We start from the raw sequence: 20,162 nt of genomic DNA on the forward strand, positions 1-20,162 counted from the left end.
GGTGGCCGGTCGGGGGGCGCTGTACGAAGAGTTACCAGGAATTTGAGGTTCCATCTGTGTCGCCGCGGGGGCTGTGCTGTGTGTGTCGGGCCAATTCGATTCGTGTGCGTGTGCCGGGGGGAGTGACGGGCTGCCCATGTGCTCACGATGTATGCCGGAGGCCGTGAACGGCCCGAACGGCCCCGATGGACCGGAGGGCCCCAACGGCCCCGACGGCCCTGACGCGGGCGCCCGCAGTGTGCCGGTCAGCGTCCGCCGGCTGCCGGGGCCCCTGCTGCGGCGCCGGGCGGCGAACCGGCCCGACGCCACGCCCTACCTCGGCTGCAGCTTCGCCGACCTCGACCGGCGGGCCCGGGCGGTCGCGGCCCGGCTGGGTGTCGTGGTACCGCCCGGCAGCCGCATCCTGCTGGCCTACCCGCAGGGCGTGGACCTCGCCGGTGCCTTCTTCGGCTGCCTGTACGCGGGCATGTCGGCGGTGCCGCTGGTGGCGGCCGGCGCGGGTGGCCCCGATCGCCCCGGCGCTCTCGCGCAGGCCGTCGAACGGTGCCGCCCGGCGGCGGTGCTCACCGGGGGCGACGCGTGGACCTCGCTGGCGGTGGACCGTTCCCGTACTCAGGTCATCGAGGCCGACGGCACCCGCGTCGGCGGCGAGCGGGCGGACCGGCTGGCCGCGTCCTGGCAGCCGGTCGGCGTCCTGCGCTCCGCCGTCGCGTACGAGCGTTACGTGGCCGGGGGGGCCGACAGGCTCGGCGGCGGCCGGCTGGAGCCACCGCTGCGCCACTGCGACCTGGGCGAGTTGCTGGGGGAGTTGGCGCGCGCGGCACAGCTGGGGACGCCGGAGGAGAGCGTGGGGTGGATCGCCTCGGTCCACGGCCTGGAGGAGGCGGTGTGGCGGATCCTGCTGCCGGTCGTCTCGTAGGCGGCGGCTTCGTGCCCACTTACTGACGCACCGTCAGATTCGCGCTACCGTGGTGCGCATGGAGACCTTCCCTAGGATCATTTCGGTGGACGACCACACGGTCGAGCCTCCCGACGTCTGGCGGGACAGGCTCCCGTCGGCCTACCACGACACCGCCCCCCGCATCGTCCGCGCCCCCCTGAAGTCGATCAGCTTCGTCGGCGGCCGCTTCTCCCCGCGCATGGGCGAGCCCGGCGACGACGGCCCGCTCGCCGACTGGTGGCTGTACGAAGGGCTGCGCCGGCCGCTGACCCGGCTGGACACGGCCGTGGGCTACAGCAGGGACGAAGTGCGGCTGGAGGCCATCACGTACGAGCAGATGCGGCCCGGCTCGTACAGCGTCCCCGAGCGGCTGGTGGACATGGACGTGAACCACGTCCAGTCCGCGCTGTGCTTCCCCACCTTCCCGCGCTTCTGCGGCCAGACCTTCACCGAGGCCAAGGACCACGACCTCGGGCTGCTGTGCGTGCGCGCCTACAACGACTGGATGGTGGAGGAGTGGTGCGGCCCCGACGCCCAGGGCCGGCTCATACCCCTCACCCTCATCCCCCTCTGGGACGCCGAACTCGCGGCGGCGGAGGTGCGCCGCAACGCCGCGCGGGGCGTGCGGGCGGTCTGCTTCTCGGAGATCCCGCCGGCGCTCGGCCTGCCGTCCATTCACACCGACGAGTGGGATCCCTTCCTGCGGGCCTGCGAGGAGACCGGCACCGTCATCGCCATGCACATCGGCTCGTCGTCCCGCATGCCGTCGACGTCCGCCGACGCCCCTGCCGCGGTCGGCTCGACGATCACCTTCGCCAACTGCTGCTTCTCGATGGTGGACTGGCTCATGTCCGGCAAGTTCGACCGCTTCCCCGGGCTCAAGATCATGTACGCGGAAGGCCAGATCGGCTGGATCCCCTACATCCTCGAACGTGCCGACGTGGTCTGGGAGGAGAACCGCGGCTGGGGCGGCGTCGCCGACAAGGTCCTGCGGCCCCCGAGCGAGCTCTTCGCCGAGCACGTCTACGGCTGCTTCTTCGACGACGCGGTGGGGCTGAGGAATCTTGACGCGATCGGCGTCGGCAATGTGCTGTACGAGACGGACTACCCGCACTCCGACTCGACCTGGCCGAAGTCCCGTGAGGTGGGTGAGGCCCAGATGGGGCACCTCGCGCCGGACGTCGTCGACCGCATCGTCCGTACGAACGCCATCGAGCTGCTCGGGCTGACCAAGGACGGCCTCTGGGCGGACGCGGTCGTCTGAACGGGTTTTCGTGGGTGCGTCGCTCCGGGTCCGGGGCCTCCGGGGCTGGGAGTCCTGGACCGACATATTTACGTGCGTGACGGGTCGTTCGCTGCCTGGACCGGCATGGCGCACACAAATATGCGGAGCGTCCAGGACCCCCACCCCTACGACCCCGGGCCCTCCCGCCGTCGCAGTGCGCTGCGCCGGGCTGCGGGCAAGGCCGACCGCCCGAGGCGAGCGAAGCGTGACACCCTGCGGTCGGACTGATGTGGAGGCGACCCGCGGAGGGCAGCCGATGAGCCGGATCACCGAGCTGCGGGCGGCGCACGAGGTGCCCGGGTGGGACGGACGGTTCGGCGCGCAGCGCGGAGGTGGACAGCGCGGCGCTGCTCCAATCCCTTCGAGTTGGCGACGGTCGAGGGATCACTGGCCACGTTCACCAACAACCTGGGCAACTCGGTCACGATCGATCTCGCCGACCCCGACTTCGCCCGACCCCTTGTCTGACGGTCCGTCAGGTACGACCATGACGGCATGACCCGGACCCCGATCGCCTACGGCATGCAGCTGCCGGTGCAGTCCCTCAGCACGATCTACGCCGAGCCGTGGGAGGCGGGCGCCGGTCCGGACGACCTGGTCGAGGTCGCGCGGGCGGCGGACCGGCTGGGCTTCGCGTATGTCGGGTGCTGCGACCACGTCGCGATCCCGCCACGCCTCGCGGGGGCGATGAGCGTGACGTGGTACGACCCGGTGGCGACGCTCGCCTTCCTCGCGGGCGTGACGACCAGGGTGCGGTTGCTGAGCCATGTCGCGGTGATCGGGCTGCGGCATCCGCTGCTCACCGCCAAGCAGTACGCGACGCTGGACCACCTCTCCGCCGGGCGGCTGGTCCTGGGCGTGGGGGCGGGGCACGTACGGGAGGAGTTCGAGGCGCTGGGCGTGGACTTCGAGCGGCGCGGGGCGGTGCTGGACGAGGCGATCGACGCCGTACGGGCGCAGTTCGCGGCGGGGGAGCAGCAGCCGGGGGCGGTGCAGCGGCCGGTGCCGGTGTGGGTGGGCGGTTCGTCGCCGGCGGCCGTACGGCGGGCCGCGCTGAAGGGCGACGGGTGGTTGCCGCAGGGGGATCCCCGGGACCGACTGCCCGGCAAGATCGGCCGGATCAGGGAACTGCGAGAGCGGGCGGGCATCGAGGCGCCCTTCACGGTCGGGGCGATCGCCGAGCCGATGTACGTCGGGGAGCCGGACTGGGCCGTGGGGCGGCGGACGCTGACCGGCAAGCCGGAGGCGCTCGCGGAGTCGCTGCGGGCGTACCGGGCGATGGGCGTGGACCAGCTCCAGGTGCGGTTCCGCAGCCGGAGCACGGCGGAACTGGTCGACCAGATGGAGGCGTTCGCCGACGGCGTGGCGCCGCACCTCAACGAATGAACGAAGAGGGGACCGGCATGGGTGGCAGGCTGGACGGCCGGGTCGTACTGATCAGCGGTGCGGCCCGCGGCCAGGGCGAGCAGGAGGCACGGCTGTTCGCGGCCGAGGGTGCGAAGGTCGTCCTCGGGGACGTGCTGGACGAGCAGGGCGAGGCGGTGGCCGCCGACATCGGCGCGGACCGGGCGCGGTACGTCCACCTCGACGTGAGCCGCGAGGAGGACTGGGCGGCCGCCCTCGCCGTCGCCACCGACAGCTACGGGCGGCTCGACGGCCTGGTCAACAACGCCGGGATACTCCGCTTCAACGAGCTGGCGTCCACCCCGCTCGAGGAGTTCCTCCAGGTCGTCCAGGTCAACCAGGTGGGCGCCTTCCTCGGCATGCGCGCCGCCATCCCCGCCCTGGAGGCGGCCGGGGGCGGCACGATCGTCAACACGGCGTCGTACGTCGCCCTCAGCGGCATGGCGGGCGTGACCTCGTACGCGGCGACCAAGGCCGCGATCCTCGGAATGACCCGGGTCGCCGCGATGGAGCTGGCCGGCAAGGGCATCCGGGTCAACGCGATGTGCCCGGGGGCGATCGACACCCCGATGTCCAACCCGGGCGAGGGCGTCCCGGCCGAGGCGCTGGACCAGCTGTACGGCAAGGTCGTACCGCTCGCCCGGATCGGCCGCCCGGACGAGGTGGCGCGGCTCGCGCTCTTCCTGACCAGCGAGGACTCCTCGTACATCACCGGGCAGCCGTTCGTCATCGACGGCGGCTGGCTGGCCGGGGTCTCCATCTTCTGACTACTTGACGGTGCGTCAGCTCAGTGGAAGAGTCAGTTGTGATCTGACGATGCGTCAGAAACGCTTAGGGACGGTGACCCCTTGGAATTCGGCATCTTCGTACAGGGATACGTACCCAACTTCCGTGCCAAGGTCGATCCTGAGGCGGAGCACCACGCGCTCATGGAGGAGACCGAGTACGTCATCCAGGCCGACAAGTCCGGCTTCAAATACTCCTGGTTCAGCGAGCACCACTTCCTGGAGGAGTACTCGCACCTCTCGGCCAACGACGTCTACATCGGCTACCTCACCCACGCCACCGAGCGCATCCACCTCGGCTCCGGCATCTTCAACCCCCTCCCGCAGGTCAACCACCCCGTCAAGGTCGCCGAGCGGGTCGCCATGCTCGACCATCTCTCCGGCCGCCGCTTCGAGTTCGGCACCGGGCGCGGCGCCGGCAGCCACGAGATCCTCGGCTTCCTGCCCGGCATCACCGACATGAACGCCACCAAGGAGATCTGGGAGGAGACGGTCGGCGAGTTCCCCAAGATGTGGCTCCAGGACGAGTACGAGGGCTTCCAGGGCAAGCACTGGTCCCTGCCGCCCCGCAAGGTCCTGCCCAAGCCGTACGGGGCCTCCCACCCCGCCATGTGGTACGCCGCCGGGTCCCCGCCTTCGTACGCCATGGCGGCCAGGAAGGGGCTGGGCGTACTGGGCTTCAGCGTGCAGAAGGTCTCCGACATGGAGTGGGTCGTCGACTCGTACAAGACCGCGGTGCGGGACGCCGAGCCGATCGGGGACTTCGTCAACGACAACGTGATGGTGACGACCACCGCGATCGTCGCGGAGACCCGGAAGGAGGCCGTCCGGGTCGCCGCCACCAGCAATCTCAACTACCTGCAGTCGCTGCTCTTCCGGTACCACGACACGTTCCCGAGGCCGGAGTACATCCCCCAGTGGCCGGAGCTGCTTCCGCAGTACACGGAGGAGCTGATCGAGCTGCTGCTCGACGAGGAACTGATCATCTGCGGCGACCCCGACGACGCGCTCGCGCAGTGCAAGCGGTGGGAGGCGGCGGGGGCCGACCAGCTGTCGTTCGGGCTTCCGGTGGGCGTCCCCTACGAGGACACCCTCCGGACGATCCGGCTCGTCGGCGAGCACGTCATCCCCAAGATCGACACGGACCCGGTCCACCGCACCACGCGCTTCCGCGATGCGGCGGCCCCCGGCGGTCACCACTGACAGGGCGGCGTCTTCCCGGACCGCCGCCCGGCCCCCGCCCGGGGCGGCCCCCGGCGGGGGCCACGCCGTTGGGGTGCCGGTGCCGGGGCTCCGCCTCAGGCGGACGGCCTACCCCCAACCTCTGAAAGGAAGGGAAGGTCATGCTCGACCATCTGATACGCGGCGCGACCGTCGTCGACGGCACCGGCGCCCCGCCACGCAGCGCCGACGTCGGGATCCGGGGCGGCCGGATCGCCGCGATCGCCCCGCCCGGAGAGACGACCGAGCCCGCCCGGAGCAGCGAGGACGCGTCGGGCCTTGTGCTCACGCCCGGGTTCGTGGATCCGCACACGCACTATGACGCGCAGCTCTTCTGGGACCCGTTCGCGACGCCGTCGATGAACCACGGGGTCACGACAATCGCGGGCGGGAACTGCGGTTTCACGCTCGCGCCGCTCAAGCCGGAGGACGCGGACTACACGCGCCGGATGATGTCGAGGGTCGAGGGAATGTCCCTCAAGGCACTGGAGGACGGGGTCGAGTGGACGTGGGAGTCGTTCGGGGATTACCTGAGCGCCCTCGAGAGCCGAGGTATCGCGGTCAACGCGGGCTTCATGGTGGGACATTGCGCGCTCCGGCGGCACGTGATGGGCGCGGAGGCGGTCGGCGGGCAGCCGAGCGCCGCACAGCTGGACGAGATGCTGAGCCTGTTCCACGCGTCGATGGACGCGGGCGGCTGGGGGCTGTCGACGACGCAGTCGTCGACGCACTCGGACGGCGACGGCAGGCCCGTCGCATCGCGGCACGCCCGCCCGGCGGAACTGCTGGCGCTGTCCAGGGCGGTGGGCGAGCACGAGGGGACGCAGATCGAGGCGATCGTCGCGGGCTGCCTGGACCAGTTCTCGGACGACGAGATCGAGCTGTTCGTGGAGATGAGCGCGGCGGCCGGCCGGCCGCTCAACTGGAACGTCCTGACGATCGACGCCGCCGTCCCGCAGCGCGTCCCGCGCCAGTTGCTCGCCTCCGAGCAGGCGCGTAAGGCCGGCGGCCGGATCGTGGCCCTCACGATGCCGATCCTGACGCCGATGAACATGTCGCTCGGCACCTTCTGCGCCCTGAACCTCATCCCCGGATGGGGCGAGATCCTCTCCCTCCCCGTCCCGGAGCGGATCGCGCGGCTGCGGGACGAGACCGTGCGTACGGAGATGCTGCGCCGGGCCGACAGCCCGGAGGCCGGAGTCTTCCGGCGGCTGGCCGACTTCGGGCGGTACGTCATAGGGGACACGTACTCGCAGGTGAACAAGGAGGCCGGGGTCAGCGGACGGGTCGTGCGGGACATCGCCGCAGAGCGCGGGCAGGAGCCCTTCCACACGCTGGTGGAGATCTGCGCTAACGACGAGCTGCGTACTGTGCTGTGGCCGATGCCGACCGACAACGACCCGGACAGCTGGGAGCTGCGCCGCCGCACGTGGGAGCACGAGGACGTGATGCTGGGCGGCTCGGACGCGGGGGCGCATCTGGACCGGATGTGCGGGGCGCCGTACACCACGCGCTTCCTGGGGGACTGTCTGCGCGGGCGGAAACTGGTGCCGTTGGCGAGGGCGGTACGGATGCTGACGGACGACCCGGCGCGGTTGTTCGGGCTGCGTGGCCGGGGCCGGATCGTGGAGGGGTACCACGCGGATCTGGTGCTGTTCGACCCGGAGCGGATCGACGCGGGGGTGGCGAGGCTGGTGCACGACCTGCCGGGGGACAGCCCGCGCCTGGACGCGCGGGGGCAGGGCGTGGTGAGCGTGCGCGTGAACGGCGTCGAGACGATCCGGGACGACGCGATCACAGGGGCGATCCCCGGGACCGTACTGAGGTCGGGCCGGGACACGGAAACGGTGAGCACGACCGCCTGACTCCTGACGTCCCATCAGCAACTGTGAGCACTGCGCAACCCACCCCTAACACGGCGGAAACCGGCCTTCGCGGTCGGAAGGGTAGCTTCATCCGGTATGAGGGGCGGGACGGCAGGCGCGACAGGACGGGCGCACGCGAGACGTGCGGGGTCGGCTGCGGCGCGGCCGAAGCCGGAGTCGGATCGCCCGGAGCTGAAGCACCCGGAGCTGAAGCACCCGGAGCTGCAACAACCGGAGCCGAAAGAGCCGGAGCTGAAGCAGCCGGCACCGGCACCGGCACCGGCGCGGTCAGCCGGCGGCAGCCGCCTGTGGCGCCGCCGCACGCTGCCCGGCTGGCGCACGATCCGCGGCCGGGTCGCGGTCGTACTGGCCGTGCCGACCTGCCTGCTGCTCGCGATGGTGGGCCTGGCCGTCCAGGGGCGTATCACGCAGTTCGACGACGCCAGCCAGACGCGGTCCGAGGTCAACCTGTCGCTGCGCGTGCAGGGTCTGGTCCACGAGCTGCAGCGCGAACGAGGCCTGACCAACGGCCTGCTCGGTGGTGAGGAGTCGTACGCGACGCAGCTGCGCGCCCAGCGCAAGAAGGTCGACACCGCGCTGTATGACCTGCGCAACGAGCCCGTCGTCGCCACCGCCGTGCAGGACCGGCTGGCCCGCCTCACCCCCGTACGGGCCGACGTCGACGCCGACATCGCCGACCCCGCGACCACCCTGCGCTTCTACACCGACGCCATCGACACCCTCAACGCCGAGGACCCGGCCGCCGACACCACCACCCGTGGCGACCGCAAGCTGCGCGACGGCCTCGCCGCGCTCCAGGCCCTGGCGGCGGCCAAGGAGTCCCTGGCCCTCGAACGCGGCTCGCTGAACGGCGTGTTCGCCGCCGGCTCCTTCACCCGCACCCAGTACCTGGACTTCACCGAGACGCGGGCGACCCGCGTCGCCGCCCTCGCGCGTTACCGGCAGGTCGCGACCGCCAAGCAGCGCGCGGAACTCGACAACGCCTTCAGCTCCGTCGCGGCCCACAGCGCCACGTCGTACGAGGAACTGGCCGAGCGCGGGGTCGACGGCTCGGCTCTGCAGATCGACCCCAAGGCGTGGTGGGACGACATGACCGTGCTCGTCGACGCGCTGTACGACGTGCAACAAGAAGTCGGCGCCGACCTGCGCACCCGTACGTCCCAGCTCAGCGACGCCGCGACCACCCAGCTCATCGGCTACCTCGGCGTCGGCCTGCTCGCCGTCGCCCTGGTCACCCTCGCCTGGCTGCTGGCCTCCCGCTCCATCACCCGCCCCCTGGACGCCCTCGCCCGCGACGCCGCCGAAGTCTCGCGGCAGCGGCTGCCGGAGGCCGTACGACGGATCCAGGAGGACGGCCGGCTGCCGGACACGGACGACGGAGAGCCGGAACGCGGAGTGGGCGGCTCCGAGGAGGTCACCAAGGTCGCCGCCGCCCTGCGCGGCGTCGAGCGCACCGCCGTCGGGCTCGCCGCGGAGCAGGCCGTGCTGCGCCGCAACACCACCGAATCCCTGGCCAACCTGGGGCGCCGCAGCCAGGGCCTCATCCGCCGCCAGCTCGGCCTCATCACCCGCCTGGAGAACCAGGAACTCGACCCCGACGCCCTCGCCGAACTGTTCGAACTCGACCACCTCGCCACGCGCATGCGCCGCAACGCCGAGAGCCTGCTCGTCCTCGTCGGCCAGCACACCCCCCGTACGTCCACCGGCACGGCCGGCAGCCTGGAGCTGGTGCAGGCGGCTCTGGCCGAGGTCGAGCAGTTCCGCCGCGTCATGGTCGCCACGGTCGAGCCCTGCCACCTGCGCGGCCACGCCGTCGCGGACCTCGCGCATCTGCTCGCCGAGATCGTCGAGAACGCGCTCACCTTCTCCCCGCCGACCGAGCCCGTCGAGGTGCACGGCTGGGCCGACGGCGACGAATACTGCATCGCGGTCGTCGACCACGGCGTCGGCATGCCCGGCCCCGACCTCGAACGCTCCAACGCCCGCCTCGCCGGCGACGAGGCCTTCCTCGTGGCCCCGACCCGCTTCCTCGGCCACTACGTCGTCGGCCGCCTCGCCCGCCGCCTCGACGTCGAGGTCCGGCTGTTCGACACCCCCGGCGGCGGCGTCTCCGCCCTCGTCACCCTCCCGGCCCGCCTCCTCGTCCCGGCCCCGGTCCCGGCCCCCGGCCGGCCGGCGGCGGCCCGTAAGCCCCTTCGTACGTCCGGCACCCCCTCCCATGTATCTGCCATGCTCAACGGCTTCCGTGCCGGCGTCGCCCGCGCCGAAGCCAGATAGGACGACCGTCGTGACCACTGCCCAAAGCTTCGGCTGGCTCATCTCCGAGTTCGTCCGTACGGCCGACGGCGTCACCGACGCCGTCGCCGTCTCCTCCGACGGCCTCCTCATGGCCGCCTCCGACGGCCTCGGCCGCGATCGCGCCGACCACCTCGCCGCCGTCGTCTCCGGCATAACCTCCCTCGCCCAGAACGCCGCCGCCACCCACGGCTTCCAGGGCATGAAGCTCGTCATGATCGAAATGCTCGGCGGCTTCATGATGGTCGGCCGCATCCGCGACGGCTCCTGCCTCGGCGTCCTCGCCGCCGAAGGCTGCGACGTCGGCCTCGTCGGCTACGAAATGGCCGTCCTCGCCGACCGCGCCGGCGAGCTCCTCACCCCCCAACTCGTCGTCGAGCTCCACTCGGCCCCCCTGGCGGTCGGCGCCGGAATGTGACGGCGACCAAAGTCCTCCGGTGCCCACCCGGCGAGTGAGCCGAAGCGGAGCGGTCGCTGTCGAAAAAGAGAACGCGCGCAGTCCGCGAGGAACGAGCGGGCGAGCACGATCGACTTCCCCCAGACTCCGTCTGGGAGGTGCCCCCACAGTGACTCAGCGCAGCGGAGGCGAACCGAGCCGCTCAAAAAAAGGGTGATCTATGTGACAGGGCGACCGTCGCACCCCCCACCTATGCTCTGAGGATGACGCAACGCACGCCGCGCCCGGAGGCGCAGAACTCGCCGCCCACCGCCAACGGCATGCGCCGCGCGCTGAAGCGGGCTCGGGACGGCGTGGCCCTGGACACGGCGGAGGCCGCCGTCCTCCTCCAGGCGCGGGGCAGCGATCTGACGGACCTGGCCGCCACCGCCGCCCGGATCCGCGACGCGGGCCTGGAATCCGCCGGCCGGCCCGGCGCGATCACGTACAGCCGGAAGGTCTTCATCCCGCTGACCCGGCTGTGCCGGGACAAGTGTCACTACTGCACCTTCGTCACCGTGCCCGGGAAGCTGCGTGCCGAGGGGCACGGGATGTACCTGTCGCCGGACGAGGTGCTGGACATCGCTCGCCGGGGCGCGGAAATGGGCTGTAAGGAGGCCCTGTTCACGCTCGGCGACCGCCCGGAGGAGCGGTGGCCCGAAGCCCGCGAGTGGCTCGAGGCGCACGGATACGACGACACGCTCTCGTACGTACGTGCGATGGCGATCCGGGTCCTCGAAGAGACGGGCCTGCTCCCGCACCTCAACCCCGGCGTGATGTCCTGGACCGACCTGCAGCGGCTCAAGCCCGTCGCCCCCTCCATGGGCATGATGCTGGAGACGACCGCGACCCGCCTGTGGTCCGAACCAGGCGGCCCGCACTACGGCTCGCCGGACAAGGACCCGGCCGTCCGCCTGCGCGTTCTGGAGGACGCGGGCCGCTCGAACGTCCCCTTCACCACCGGCATCCTGATCGGCATCGGCGAGAGTTACGAAGAACGCGCCGAATCCCTCTTCGCCATCCGCCGCATCGCCCGCCAGTACCACGGCGTCCAGGAAGTCATCGTCCAGAACTTCCGCGCCAAGCCGGACACCGCGATGCGCGGCATGCCGGACGCGGAGCTCGAGGAGCTGGCCGCCGCCATCGCCGTCGCCCGTCTCATCCTGGGCCCGAACGCCCGGATCCAGGCGCCGCCGAACCTGGTCGACGCCGAGTACGCGCTGATGATCGGTGCCGGGATCGACGACTGGGGCGGGGTCTCCCCGCTCACCCCGGACCATGTCAACCCCGAACGCCCGTGGCCGCACATCGACCAACTGGCCGAGCGCACCGCCGATGCGGGCTTCGCACTGCGCGAACGGCTCACGATCTACCCGGAGTTCATCCAGCGCGGCGAGCCCTGGCTCGACCCCCGCCTGCTGCCGCACGTACGGGCGCTGGCCGACCCCACCACCGGCCTCGCCGTGGAAGAGGCGAAGCCGCAAGGCCTCCCCTGGCAGGAGCCGGACGAGGCCTTCACCGCCACCGGACGCACGGACCTGCACGCCACCATCGACACCACCGGCCGCACCGCCGACCGCCGCGACGACTTCGACGCCGTCTACGGCGACTGGGAGGCCCTGCGCGAGCAGGCCGCCCCCGGCATGATCCCGGACCGCATCGAAGCCGACATCCGCACAGCCCTGACCGTCGCCGCCGACGACCCCACCAAGCTCACCGACGCCGAGGCGCTGGCCCTCCTCCACGCGGACGGCCCGGCCCTGGACGCGCTGTGCCGGATCGCGGACGACGTCCGCCGCGACGCGGTCGGCGACGACGTCACGTACATCGTCACGCGGAACATCAACTTCACGAACGTCTGCTACACCGGCTGCCGCTTCTGCGCCTTCGCCCAGCGCCGCACCGACGCCGACGCGTACACCCTCTCCCTCTCCCAGGTCGCCGACCGCGCCGAGCAGGCCTGGGAGGTCGGTGCGACCGAGGTCTGCATGCAAGGCGGCATCCACCCCGACCTGCCGGGCACCGCCTACTTCGACATCGCCCGCGCGGTCAAGGAGCGCGTGCCGGGCATGCATGTGCACGCCTTCTCACCGATGGAAGTCGCCAACGGCGCGACCCGCACCGGCATGTCCATCCGCGACTGGCTGGCGGCCGCCAAGGAGGCCGGCCTGGACTCCATCCCCGGCACGGCCGCCGAAATCCTCGACGACGAGGTGCGCTGGGTCCTGACCAAGGGCAAGCTGCCCACCGCCACCTGGGTCGAGGTCGTCACCACCGCCCACGAGCTGGGCATCCGCTCCTCCTCCACGATGATGTACGGACACGTGGACCAGCCCCACCACTGGCTCGGCCACCTCCGCCTCCTCGCCCGCATCCAGCAGGAGACTGGCGGCTTCACCGAGTTCGTGACCCTGCCCTTCATCCACACCAACGCCCCCGTCTACCTGGCCGGCATCGCCCGCCCCGGCCCCACCGCACGCGACAACCGGGCCGTCACCGCCATGGCCCGCCTCCTCCTCCACCCCCACATCCCCAACATCCAGACCAGCTGGGTCAAGCTGGGCTCGCAGGGCGCCGCCGAAATGCTCCGCTCGGGCGCGAACGACCTGGGCGGCACGCTGATGGAGGAGACCATCTCCCGTATGGCGGGGTCGAGTTACGGCTCGTACAAGTCGATCCAGGACCTCGTCGCCATCGCCGAGGCCGCGGGCCGGCCGCACCGGCAGCGCACCACGACGTACGGAGACGTGTCCGACGAGCGGATCGCGGCGGGCCGCGCGTCGGACGGACACCTGCCCGAACTGCTCCCGGTGCTGGAGGGCTAGAGGCCGGGGGAACCGCCGGATCCGGGCGCACAAACGCCCGGCAAAGACCGCATGGGTGACTCCTCACATTCCGTACTTGGCCAAGAGCTGACCGTTCCTGGTCGATTACAGTGCTGGGCGACGATCTGGCTGGAGGTGTGGCATGTGCGCAGCCGTATGGGGGCGCGCCGAACAGCAGGGTTTCCGCAGTCGCGTACGCGGGTGTCTGCTGGGCGGGGCGATCGGCGACGCGCTGGGCGCGGGCGTGGAGTTCGACTCCCTTGACGCGATCCGGCAGGCGCACGGCCAGGACGGGGTCACGGACTACGTCCAGGCCTTCGGCAGACGCGGGGCCGTCACCGACGACACGCAGATGACCCTCTTCACCGCCGAAGGGCTCATACGCGCCCAGGTCCGCCGCGACAGCGGCGCCTGGCATCCGCCCACCGACATCCACCGCGCCTACCTGCGCTGGGCCGCGACCCAGAACGACTGGGGTCCCGACGAGCGCCGCAAGGACACCGGCTGGCTCGCTCGTGAGGAGTGGCTGTATTCGCGCAGAGCCCCGGGCCGGGCCTGCCTCACCGGCCTCGGCGACGACCGCATGGGCACGCTCGAGCAGCCCAAGAACCCCGACTCCAAGGGCTGCGGCACCGTCATGCGCTCCGCGCCCTTCGGGCTGCTCGTCGGCTGGGAGCCGCAGCTGGTCTTCCAGCTCGCCCTGGAGTGCGCGGCCCAGACCCACGGCCACCCCACCGGCACGCTCGCCGCGGGCGCCTTCGCCGTCATCATCCACGGCCTCGCGCGCGGCGAGGCCCTCGACGGCGCCGTCCAGCACGCCCTGGCCCTGCTCTCCCCCAACCCCGGCCACGAGGAGACCACCGACGCCCTCCAGAGCGCCCTGGGGGCCGTGCGGCAGGGCCTGCCGTCCGCGGCCCGCGTCGAGTCCCTGGGCGAGGGCTGGACGGCCGAGGAAGCCCTCGCCATCGGCGTCTACTGCGCCCTGGTCGCCGAGGACGTACGCCACGGGCTACTGCTGGCCGTCAACCACTCCGGCGACAGCGACTCCACGGGCTCCGTCTGCGGCAACCTCCTCGGCGTCCAGCACGGCGAGACCTCCCTGCCGCCCGCCTGGGTCGCCGAGCTGGAGGGACGCGGCACCATCCTCCAGCTCGCCGACGACTTCGCCATGGAGATGACCCAGGCCCCCGCCCTGCACGGCCCCAATGGCGCGTCCCCGGTGTGGCTGGACCGCTACCCCAGCGCCTGAGCCCGGACCGACCACGGAAAGCCGCTGGCCTTGACGTCGGCGTCAAGGTCTACCGTCGTACGCATGCGGATCGGAGAGCTGGCCGAACGGGCGGGGACGACCACACGTGCCCTGCGGTACTACGAGTCGCGCGGCCTGCTGCGTGCGCGGCGGGCGGGCAACGGCTACCGCGCCTACGACGAGCAGGACCTGCGGCTGCTGCGCCAGATCCAGCTGCTGCGGGACTTCGGCTTCGAACTGGAGGAGACCAGGCCCTTCGTGGACTGCCTCCGCGCCGGCCATCCCGAGGGCGACTCGTGCCCCGCCTCGCTCGACGTCTACCGGCGCAAGCTGGCCGAGCTGGACGACTGCATCGCCGGACTGACCGCGGTCCGGGAGCGGATCGGGTCGCAGCTGGCGAAGGCCGAGCTGGTGGCATCCGAACCGCACTGCGAATTCACCTGCGAGGGGAGTACGGAAACGTGAAGACGGTGACGGACGCGACGTTCGCCGAAGAGGTCCTGAAGGCTGACCTCCCGGTCCTGGTGGAGTTCACCGCCGACTGGTGCCCGCCCTGCCGCCAGATCGCCCCGGTGCTGGCCGAGGTGGCCCGAGAGGAGGAGGGCCGGCTCAAGGTGGTGGTGCTGGACGTGGACACCAATCCGGTGACCCAGTCCGCGTACGGGGTGCTCTCCATGCCGACCCTGATGGTCTTCCGGGCCGGTGAGCCGGTGAAGTCCATGGTCGGTGCCCGGGCCAAGCGGCGACTGATGCAGGAGCTGGCCGACGTCATGTGACCGTCGGCCGGCTCCCGGCACCACCTGGGGCCTGTCCCCCTACTCGGCCGCGCCCGCGGCCGCCGGCACCGCGTCGGCGGCCGCGGAGCCGTCGTCGTCGGAGTTGATACGGGCGAGGATCGCGTCGCGCTCGGGGGTGTCCTCGGGCTTGATCAGGCCGATGAGGACGTACAGGACGAGCGAGGTCGCGAGCGGCGTGACGATCTGGATCTGCAACTGGATGCCGATCAGGCCGTAGTTGGTCAGCCAGAAGGCGAACAGGCCTGCCGCCCAGGAGACCAGGGCGGCCGTCGGGCCGGACTTACGGAACGGCCGCAGCAGGCCGAGCATGAAGGGGATCGCGATCGGCCCCATGAGGCCGGCGACCCACTTGATGACGACGGTGATGATGTCCTTGAAAGCAGGGGAGTTGACCTGCGTCGCGACCGCCATCGACAGGCCCAGGAAGGCGATCGTGGACAGCCGCGCCGCCACCAGCCCGGCCCGCTCGGTCCAGCCCCGGGCCGCGCGGGACACGACCGGTGCGATGTCGCGGGTGAAGACGGCCGCGATGGCGTTGGCGTCGGACGAGCACATGGCCATGGTGTGCGAGAAGAAGCCGACGACGACCAGGCCGAGCAGGCCGTGCGGCAGCAGCTGCTCGGTGAGCAGCGCGTACGCGTCCGAGGCGTCCGGCTTCTGCGCCTTGACCAGCAGCGGGGCCACCCACATCGGGAAGAACAGCACCAGCGGCCAGACGAACCACAGCGCCGCGGACAGCCGCGCCGAGCGGGTGGCCTCATGGGCGTTCGCGGTGGCCATGTAGCGCTGGGCCTGGTTCCACATGCCGCCGTTGTACTCGAAGGTCTTGATGAAGAGATACGCCAGCAGGAAGGTCACGGTGTACGGCCCGGCCGTGGGGTGCGTGTGCGCGGCCGGTAGCCGGTCCCACACGTTCCACAGTCCGCTGAAGCCGCCGATCTTCCCCAGCACCGCGATCAGCATCGCCACCCCGGCCACCAGCTGGATCAGGAACTGGCCCAGCTCGGTCAGCGCGTCCGCCCACAGCCCGCCCACGGTGCAGTAGATGGCGGTGACCGCGCCGGTGATGAGGATTCCCTGGTTGAGCGAGGCGCCGGTGAAGACCGACAACAGGGTCGCGATGGCCGCCCACTTCGCGCCGACGTCGACGATCTTCAGCAGCAGGCCCGACACCGCGAGGGCTTGCTGCGTCGGCACGTTGTAGCGGTTCTTGAGGTATTCGAGCGGCGAGGCCACGTGCAGCCTGGACCGCAGCCGGTTGAGCCGGGGCGCGAAGAGCTGGGAGCCGATCGCGATGCCGATCGCGATCGGGAAGGACCAGGTGACGTACGAGGTGACGCCGTACGTGTACGCGATGCCGGCGTAGCCGGTGAACATGACGGCGCTGTAGCCCGACATGTGGTGCGAGATGCCGGACAGCCACCATGGCATCTTGCCGCCGGCGGTGAAGAAGTCGCTGACGTTGTCGACGCGCTTGTGGGACCAGAGGCCGATCGCGACCATGACGCCGAAGTACGCGATGAGCACAGCCCAGTCGAGAGTGTTCATACCTTGATGCCCCCTCCAGGGGTCCGCCTTGTGAACGGGTGCGTACTTCGCCGGTACGTCCGTCATGGGGCGGCGACCCAGATTGAACCGTCTGTTCAAGGCATGGTCAAGACCAAAGGCGTTCAAGGACATGAACCAAAGTCAGAAGCCAGAACGATTTTGCCTGCTCTTGACCTTCCGTGGCGTTGTTGTGGGCGCCCGTGACAGCCCACCATGAGCACGTACTTCGCCGGATCGCCCCGTCCGACCTACTTCGATTTACCTTGATCTACCTTGCTACCTCGATCTACCTCGAACTACCTCATGAGTTCACCGGCGTTCACCAGCAGCGACTGCCCGGTGATCGCCCGCGCCCGGTCGGAGGCCAGGAATGCCACAGCCTCCGCCACGTCTCCGTCCGTGGCCAGCTCCGGCAGCGCCATGCGTTCGGTGAGCCGGGCCAGTACGTCCGGCTCGGGCACGCTCTCGATGTGTGCCGTGTACTGGACGTACGCCTGCACCGGCGGCCCCCACATCCAGCCGGGCAACACCGTGTTGACCCGGATCCGGTGCGGGCCCAACTCCCGGGCCAGCGAGTACATCGCGGAGGTGAGGGCGCCCTTGGAGGCGGCGTAGGCGGCCTGCCGCACCTGGGACGGCGCGGCGACGGCGGACTGGGTGCCGATGAGGACGACAGAGCCGCCGCGCTGCTTGAGGCCGGGCAGGCAGGCCCGGGTCATCCGCAGGGTCCCGAAGAGGTTCACGTCGATGACCCGCTGCCAGCTCGCGAAGTCCGCGTCCTCGAGGCCGCCGAAGTGGGCGTCCAGGGCGGCCACGTTGACTACCGCGTCGATGCCGCCGAAGCGGTCGGTTGCCAGTGCGGCCAGGTCCTCGCACTGGGTCTCGTCGGTGATGTCGGTTGCCTGCCAGGCCGTGTTCAGGCCCTCGGGGTCGATTGCCTCGGCGGCCTTCGCCAGGTACGCCTCCGTGCGGGCGCCGAGCACGGCGTTGCCGCCGTCCCGTACGACGGTGGCCGCGACGCGGTGACCCAGGCCGGCGCCGACGCCGGAGACTACGACGGTCTTGCCCTGAAGCAGCATCACGAGGCCCCTTTTTTTGGCGGCTCGGTTCGCCTCCGCTGCGCTGAGTCACTGTCGACAGTCGATCGTGCTCGCTCGCTCGTTCCTCGCGAACTGCGCGCGTTCTCCTTTTCGACAGCGACCGCTCCGCTTCGGCTCACTCGCCGACGGGGCACCGGCGCGGCACAGTTGAACTGACGGAGCGTCAGTTTAGGGTCACGGGGCGGCGATTGCCAGGGCCTTGCCCAGCCGCAGTAGCCCCTCGCGGATTTCGTCCGGGGTGTGCGTGACGAAGGACAGCCGCAGTGCCGCCGGGTCGGGGTCGCTCGCGAAGAAGGGTGTGCCGGGGACGTACGCCACGTCGTGGGTGACGGCGACGCGCAGGGCGGCGGTGGCGTCGTAGCCGTGCGGGAGGCGGGCCCAGACGAACATGCCGCCCTCGGGGTGGTTCCAGGAGCTGGTGGGCGGGAGGGCGTTGCTCAGGCCGCCGAGGAGGGCGTCGCGGCGTTCGCGGTAGGCGCCGCGGACGCGGGTGAGGTGGGCGTCGAGGTCGGAGTCGGCGAGGTAGCGGGCGGCGGCGGCCTGGTCGATGGTCGAGGTGTGGAGGTCGGCGGACTGCTTGGCGATGACGCAGGCGCGGCGGAGGGCGGCGGGGGCGCGGAGCCAGCCGAGTCGCATGCCGGGGGCCATGATCTTGGAGAAGCTGCCGAGCAGGACGGTGCGGTCGGCAGCGGCCGGGAGGGAGGCGATCCAGGGCATGTGGTCGCCCTCGTAGCGCAGCTCTCCGTACGGGTCGTCCTCGGCGATCCACAGGCCGTGGCGCTCGGCGATCTCCGCGACGGCCGTGCGGCGGGCGGCAGGGAGGGTGCGGCCGGTCGGGTTCTGGAAGGTCGGGATGAGGTAGAGCAGCTTGGGTCGTTCGCGGACGACCAGCTCCTCCAGCGCCGCCGGGTCGACCCCGTCATCGTCCGATGGCACGGGCACGACCCGCGCCCCGGCGAAGCCGAAGCACTGCAACGCGGCCAGGTAGGTCGGGTCCTCGACCAGGACCACGTCGCCCGGCTCCAGGAGGGCGGTCGCGAGCAGCGTCAGCGCCTGCTGGGAGCCGCCGGTGATCAGGAGGTCGTCCGGGTCGGTCGGCAGGCTGGTGCCGAGCCGCTCGGCGACGGCCACGCGCAGCGCCGGGTCGCCCTCGGTGGTGGAGTACTGGAGGGCGCGGCGGGGGTCCTCGGCGAGTACGCGGTCGTACGCGGCCCGGATCCCCTCGGTGTCGAAGAAGTCGGGGGCCGGGAGACCGCCCGCGAAGGAGATCACCTCGGGTCGTGCGGTCAGCGCCAGGATCTCGCGTACCGGCGATCCGGCGACCGAGGCGGCACGGGTGGCGAGGCCGGGAACGGGGGCACGCATGGCTGACTCCTTCACTGGACTTCACTGGACGGAATTGCCTGGAAGGTACATCTACCTCGGCCGGAGGTGCCACACCCTTCCATATCTGACACCCAGTCAGCTAAACCGTAGGTATGACAGACGATACGCGCAGCGAGAGCTACGCCGAGCTGGCTGCCCTCGGCCCGTACGAGCCCCGGTTCGGCCACGCGCTGATCACCATGGTCGAGCCCCACCCGGGCCACGAGTACGCGTACAACCGCTGGTACGAGGACGACCACTTCATCGCCGGCGCCATGGCCATGCCCTGGCTCTACGCCGGCCGCCGCTGGGTCGCCACCCGCGAACTGCAGCAGCTCCGCTACCCGGAGAAGTCCGCCGTGGCCCAGCCGGTCACCGCCGGCTGCTATCTCACCGTCTACTGGATCACCGCCGGCCGCTACGCCGACCACATGAAGTGGACGGTCAGGATCAACAAGCGCCTCAACCGCGACGCCCGCGTCCACCACGCCCGCACCCACGTCTTCACGGCCTTCCAGGACCACGCCACCACCGTCTACCGCGACGGCGCCGCAGGGCCCCGCGACATCCACGCCCTCGACCACCCCTACGCCGGTCTCGTCGTCGAGGTCGTCGACGCCGAATCGGCCGGGCAGCGGGCGGAGTTGCTGGAGTGGCTGCGCGCCCGGCACCTTCCGAAGCGGCTGGCCGGAGGTTCGCCCGCCGCCATGGTCACCGTGTTCACGCCCACCCCGCTGCCGCTGGACCGCATGTCGTACGTCAAGCAGGTCGAGGGCACCGACACCCGGCTCACCCTGCTCTGGTTCCTGCAACGGGACCCGCGAGACGTGTGGGAGGAGCACTTCACGGGCCTCGACGAGGCGGTCGCCGCGGCCGGGCTGGGCCGGGTCGAGCTGGTGGCGCCCTTCATCCCGACGATCCCGGGCACGGACACGTACGTCGATCAGCTGCGCTGAGGCAGCAACGAGCCCCCTCGGCCAGGACGGCGAGCCGGTCGAGAGGGCTTGGCACAGGTGCTGCCTCGGT

At 71.1% G+C, this 20,162-nt stretch carries 16 protein-coding genes; 13 read left to right on the forward strand and 3 right to left on the reverse strand.

The window, feature by feature from the left end:
* Positions 1-151: 151 nt before the first annotated feature.
* The 12 genes from ACFXJ5_RS11730 to trxA all read left to right on the forward strand — a co-directional run bounded on the left by ACFXJ5_RS11730 (position 152) and on the right by trxA (position 15,102).
* Complete coding sequence (locus ACFXJ5_RS11730) at positions 152-919, forward strand: AMP-binding protein (protein ID WP_384630171.1); 768 nt, start codon at positions 152-154, stop codon at positions 917-919.
* A 58-nt stretch (positions 920-977) separates the two neighbouring features.
* Entirely contained in the window at positions 978-2,204 is a 1,227-nt protein-coding gene (locus ACFXJ5_RS11735) for an amidohydrolase family protein (RefSeq protein WP_384630172.1), read from the forward strand.
* Between the two features lie 516 nt (positions 2,205-2,720).
* Entirely contained in the window at positions 2,721-3,611 is an 891-nt protein-coding gene (locus ACFXJ5_RS11740; RefSeq protein WP_384630173.1) for a TIGR03619 family F420-dependent LLM class oxidoreductase, read from the forward strand.
* A gap of 17 nt (positions 3,612-3,628) precedes the next feature.
* Positions 3,629-4,396 carry an SDR family NAD(P)-dependent oxidoreductase gene (locus tag ACFXJ5_RS11745; RefSeq protein WP_384630174.1) on the forward strand — a complete coding sequence of 256 codons (768 nt, stop codon included), beginning with the start codon at positions 3,629-3,631 and terminating at the stop codon, positions 4,394-4,396.
* A gap of 81 nt (positions 4,397-4,477) precedes the next feature.
* Positions 4,478-5,617 (forward strand): LLM class flavin-dependent oxidoreductase, encoded by a 1,140-nt coding sequence (locus ACFXJ5_RS11750; RefSeq protein WP_384630175.1) that lies wholly within the window; start codon positions 4,478-4,480, stop codon positions 5,615-5,617.
* A 140-nt stretch (positions 5,618-5,757) separates the two neighbouring features.
* Positions 5,758-7,500, forward strand: a complete 1,743-nt coding sequence (locus ACFXJ5_RS11755; RefSeq protein ID WP_384630176.1) for an amidohydrolase family protein — start codon at positions 5,758-5,760, stop codon at positions 7,498-7,500.
* A 96-nt stretch (positions 7,501-7,596) separates the two neighbouring features.
* Positions 7,597-9,798, forward strand: a complete 2,202-nt coding sequence (locus ACFXJ5_RS11760; protein WP_384630177.1) for a sensor histidine kinase — start codon at positions 7,597-7,599, stop codon at positions 9,796-9,798.
* Positions 9,799-9,808: 10 nt separating this feature from the next.
* A complete protein-coding gene (locus ACFXJ5_RS11765) occupies positions 9,809-10,234 on the forward strand; it encodes a roadblock/LC7 domain-containing protein (protein ID WP_384630178.1) in 426 nt (141 codons plus the stop codon).
* A 242-nt stretch (positions 10,235-10,476) separates the two neighbouring features.
* Positions 10,477-13,077: a bifunctional FO biosynthesis protein CofGH gene (locus ACFXJ5_RS11770; RefSeq protein WP_384630179.1), complete on the forward strand. Its 2,601-nt coding sequence runs from the start codon at positions 10,477-10,479 to the stop codon at positions 13,075-13,077.
* Positions 13,078-13,219: 142 nt separating this feature from the next.
* Complete coding sequence (locus tag ACFXJ5_RS11775; RefSeq protein WP_384630180.1) at positions 13,220-14,326, forward strand: ADP-ribosylglycohydrolase family protein; 1,107 nt, start codon at positions 13,220-13,222, stop codon at positions 14,324-14,326.
* Positions 14,327-14,389: 63 nt separating this feature from the next.
* Positions 14,390-14,791: a MerR family transcriptional regulator gene (locus ACFXJ5_RS11780; RefSeq protein ID WP_384630181.1), complete on the forward strand. Its 402-nt coding sequence runs from the start codon at positions 14,390-14,392 to the stop codon at positions 14,789-14,791.
* Positions 14,788-15,102 carry a thioredoxin gene (gene trxA, locus ACFXJ5_RS11785; RefSeq protein WP_384630182.1) on the forward strand — a complete coding sequence of 105 codons (315 nt, stop codon included), beginning with the start codon at positions 14,788-14,790 and terminating at the stop codon, positions 15,100-15,102. Before ACFXJ5_RS11780 ends, trxA begins: the two co-directional genes overlap by 4 nt.
* 39 nt (positions 15,103-15,141) lie before the next feature.
* Here the strand turns inward: trxA and ACFXJ5_RS11790 are convergent, their stop codons facing one another.
* The 3 genes from ACFXJ5_RS11790 to ACFXJ5_RS11800 all read right to left on the reverse strand — a co-directional run bounded on the left by ACFXJ5_RS11790 (position 15,142) and on the right by ACFXJ5_RS11800 (position 19,136).
* Positions 15,142-16,671, reverse strand: coding sequence for a sodium:solute symporter family protein (locus ACFXJ5_RS11790; RefSeq protein ID WP_384630183.1), 1,530 nt, complete (start codon positions 16,669-16,671; stop codon positions 15,142-15,144).
* 296 nt (positions 16,672-16,967) lie between these two features.
* Entirely contained in the window at positions 16,968-17,750 is a 783-nt protein-coding gene (locus ACFXJ5_RS11795; protein ID WP_384630353.1) for an SDR family oxidoreductase, read from the reverse strand.
* A gap of 195 nt (positions 17,751-17,945) precedes the next feature.
* Entirely contained in the window at positions 17,946-19,136 is a 1,191-nt protein-coding gene (locus ACFXJ5_RS11800; RefSeq protein ID WP_384630184.1) for a PLP-dependent aminotransferase family protein, read from the reverse strand.
* 113 nt (positions 19,137-19,249) lie between these two features.
* Here ACFXJ5_RS11800 and ACFXJ5_RS11805 point away from each other — a divergent pair, with 113 nt between their 5' ends.
* Positions 19,250-20,092 carry a hypothetical protein gene (locus tag ACFXJ5_RS11805; RefSeq protein WP_384630185.1) on the forward strand — a complete coding sequence of 281 codons (843 nt, stop codon included), beginning with the start codon at positions 19,250-19,252 and terminating at the stop codon, positions 20,090-20,092.
* Positions 20,093-20,162: the final 70 nt, after the last annotated feature.

The sequence above is a fragment of the Streptomyces sp. NPDC059373 genome (assembly GCF_042751495.1).
Taxonomy (GTDB): Bacteria; Actinomycetota; Actinomycetes; order Streptomycetales; family Streptomycetaceae; genus Actinacidiphila.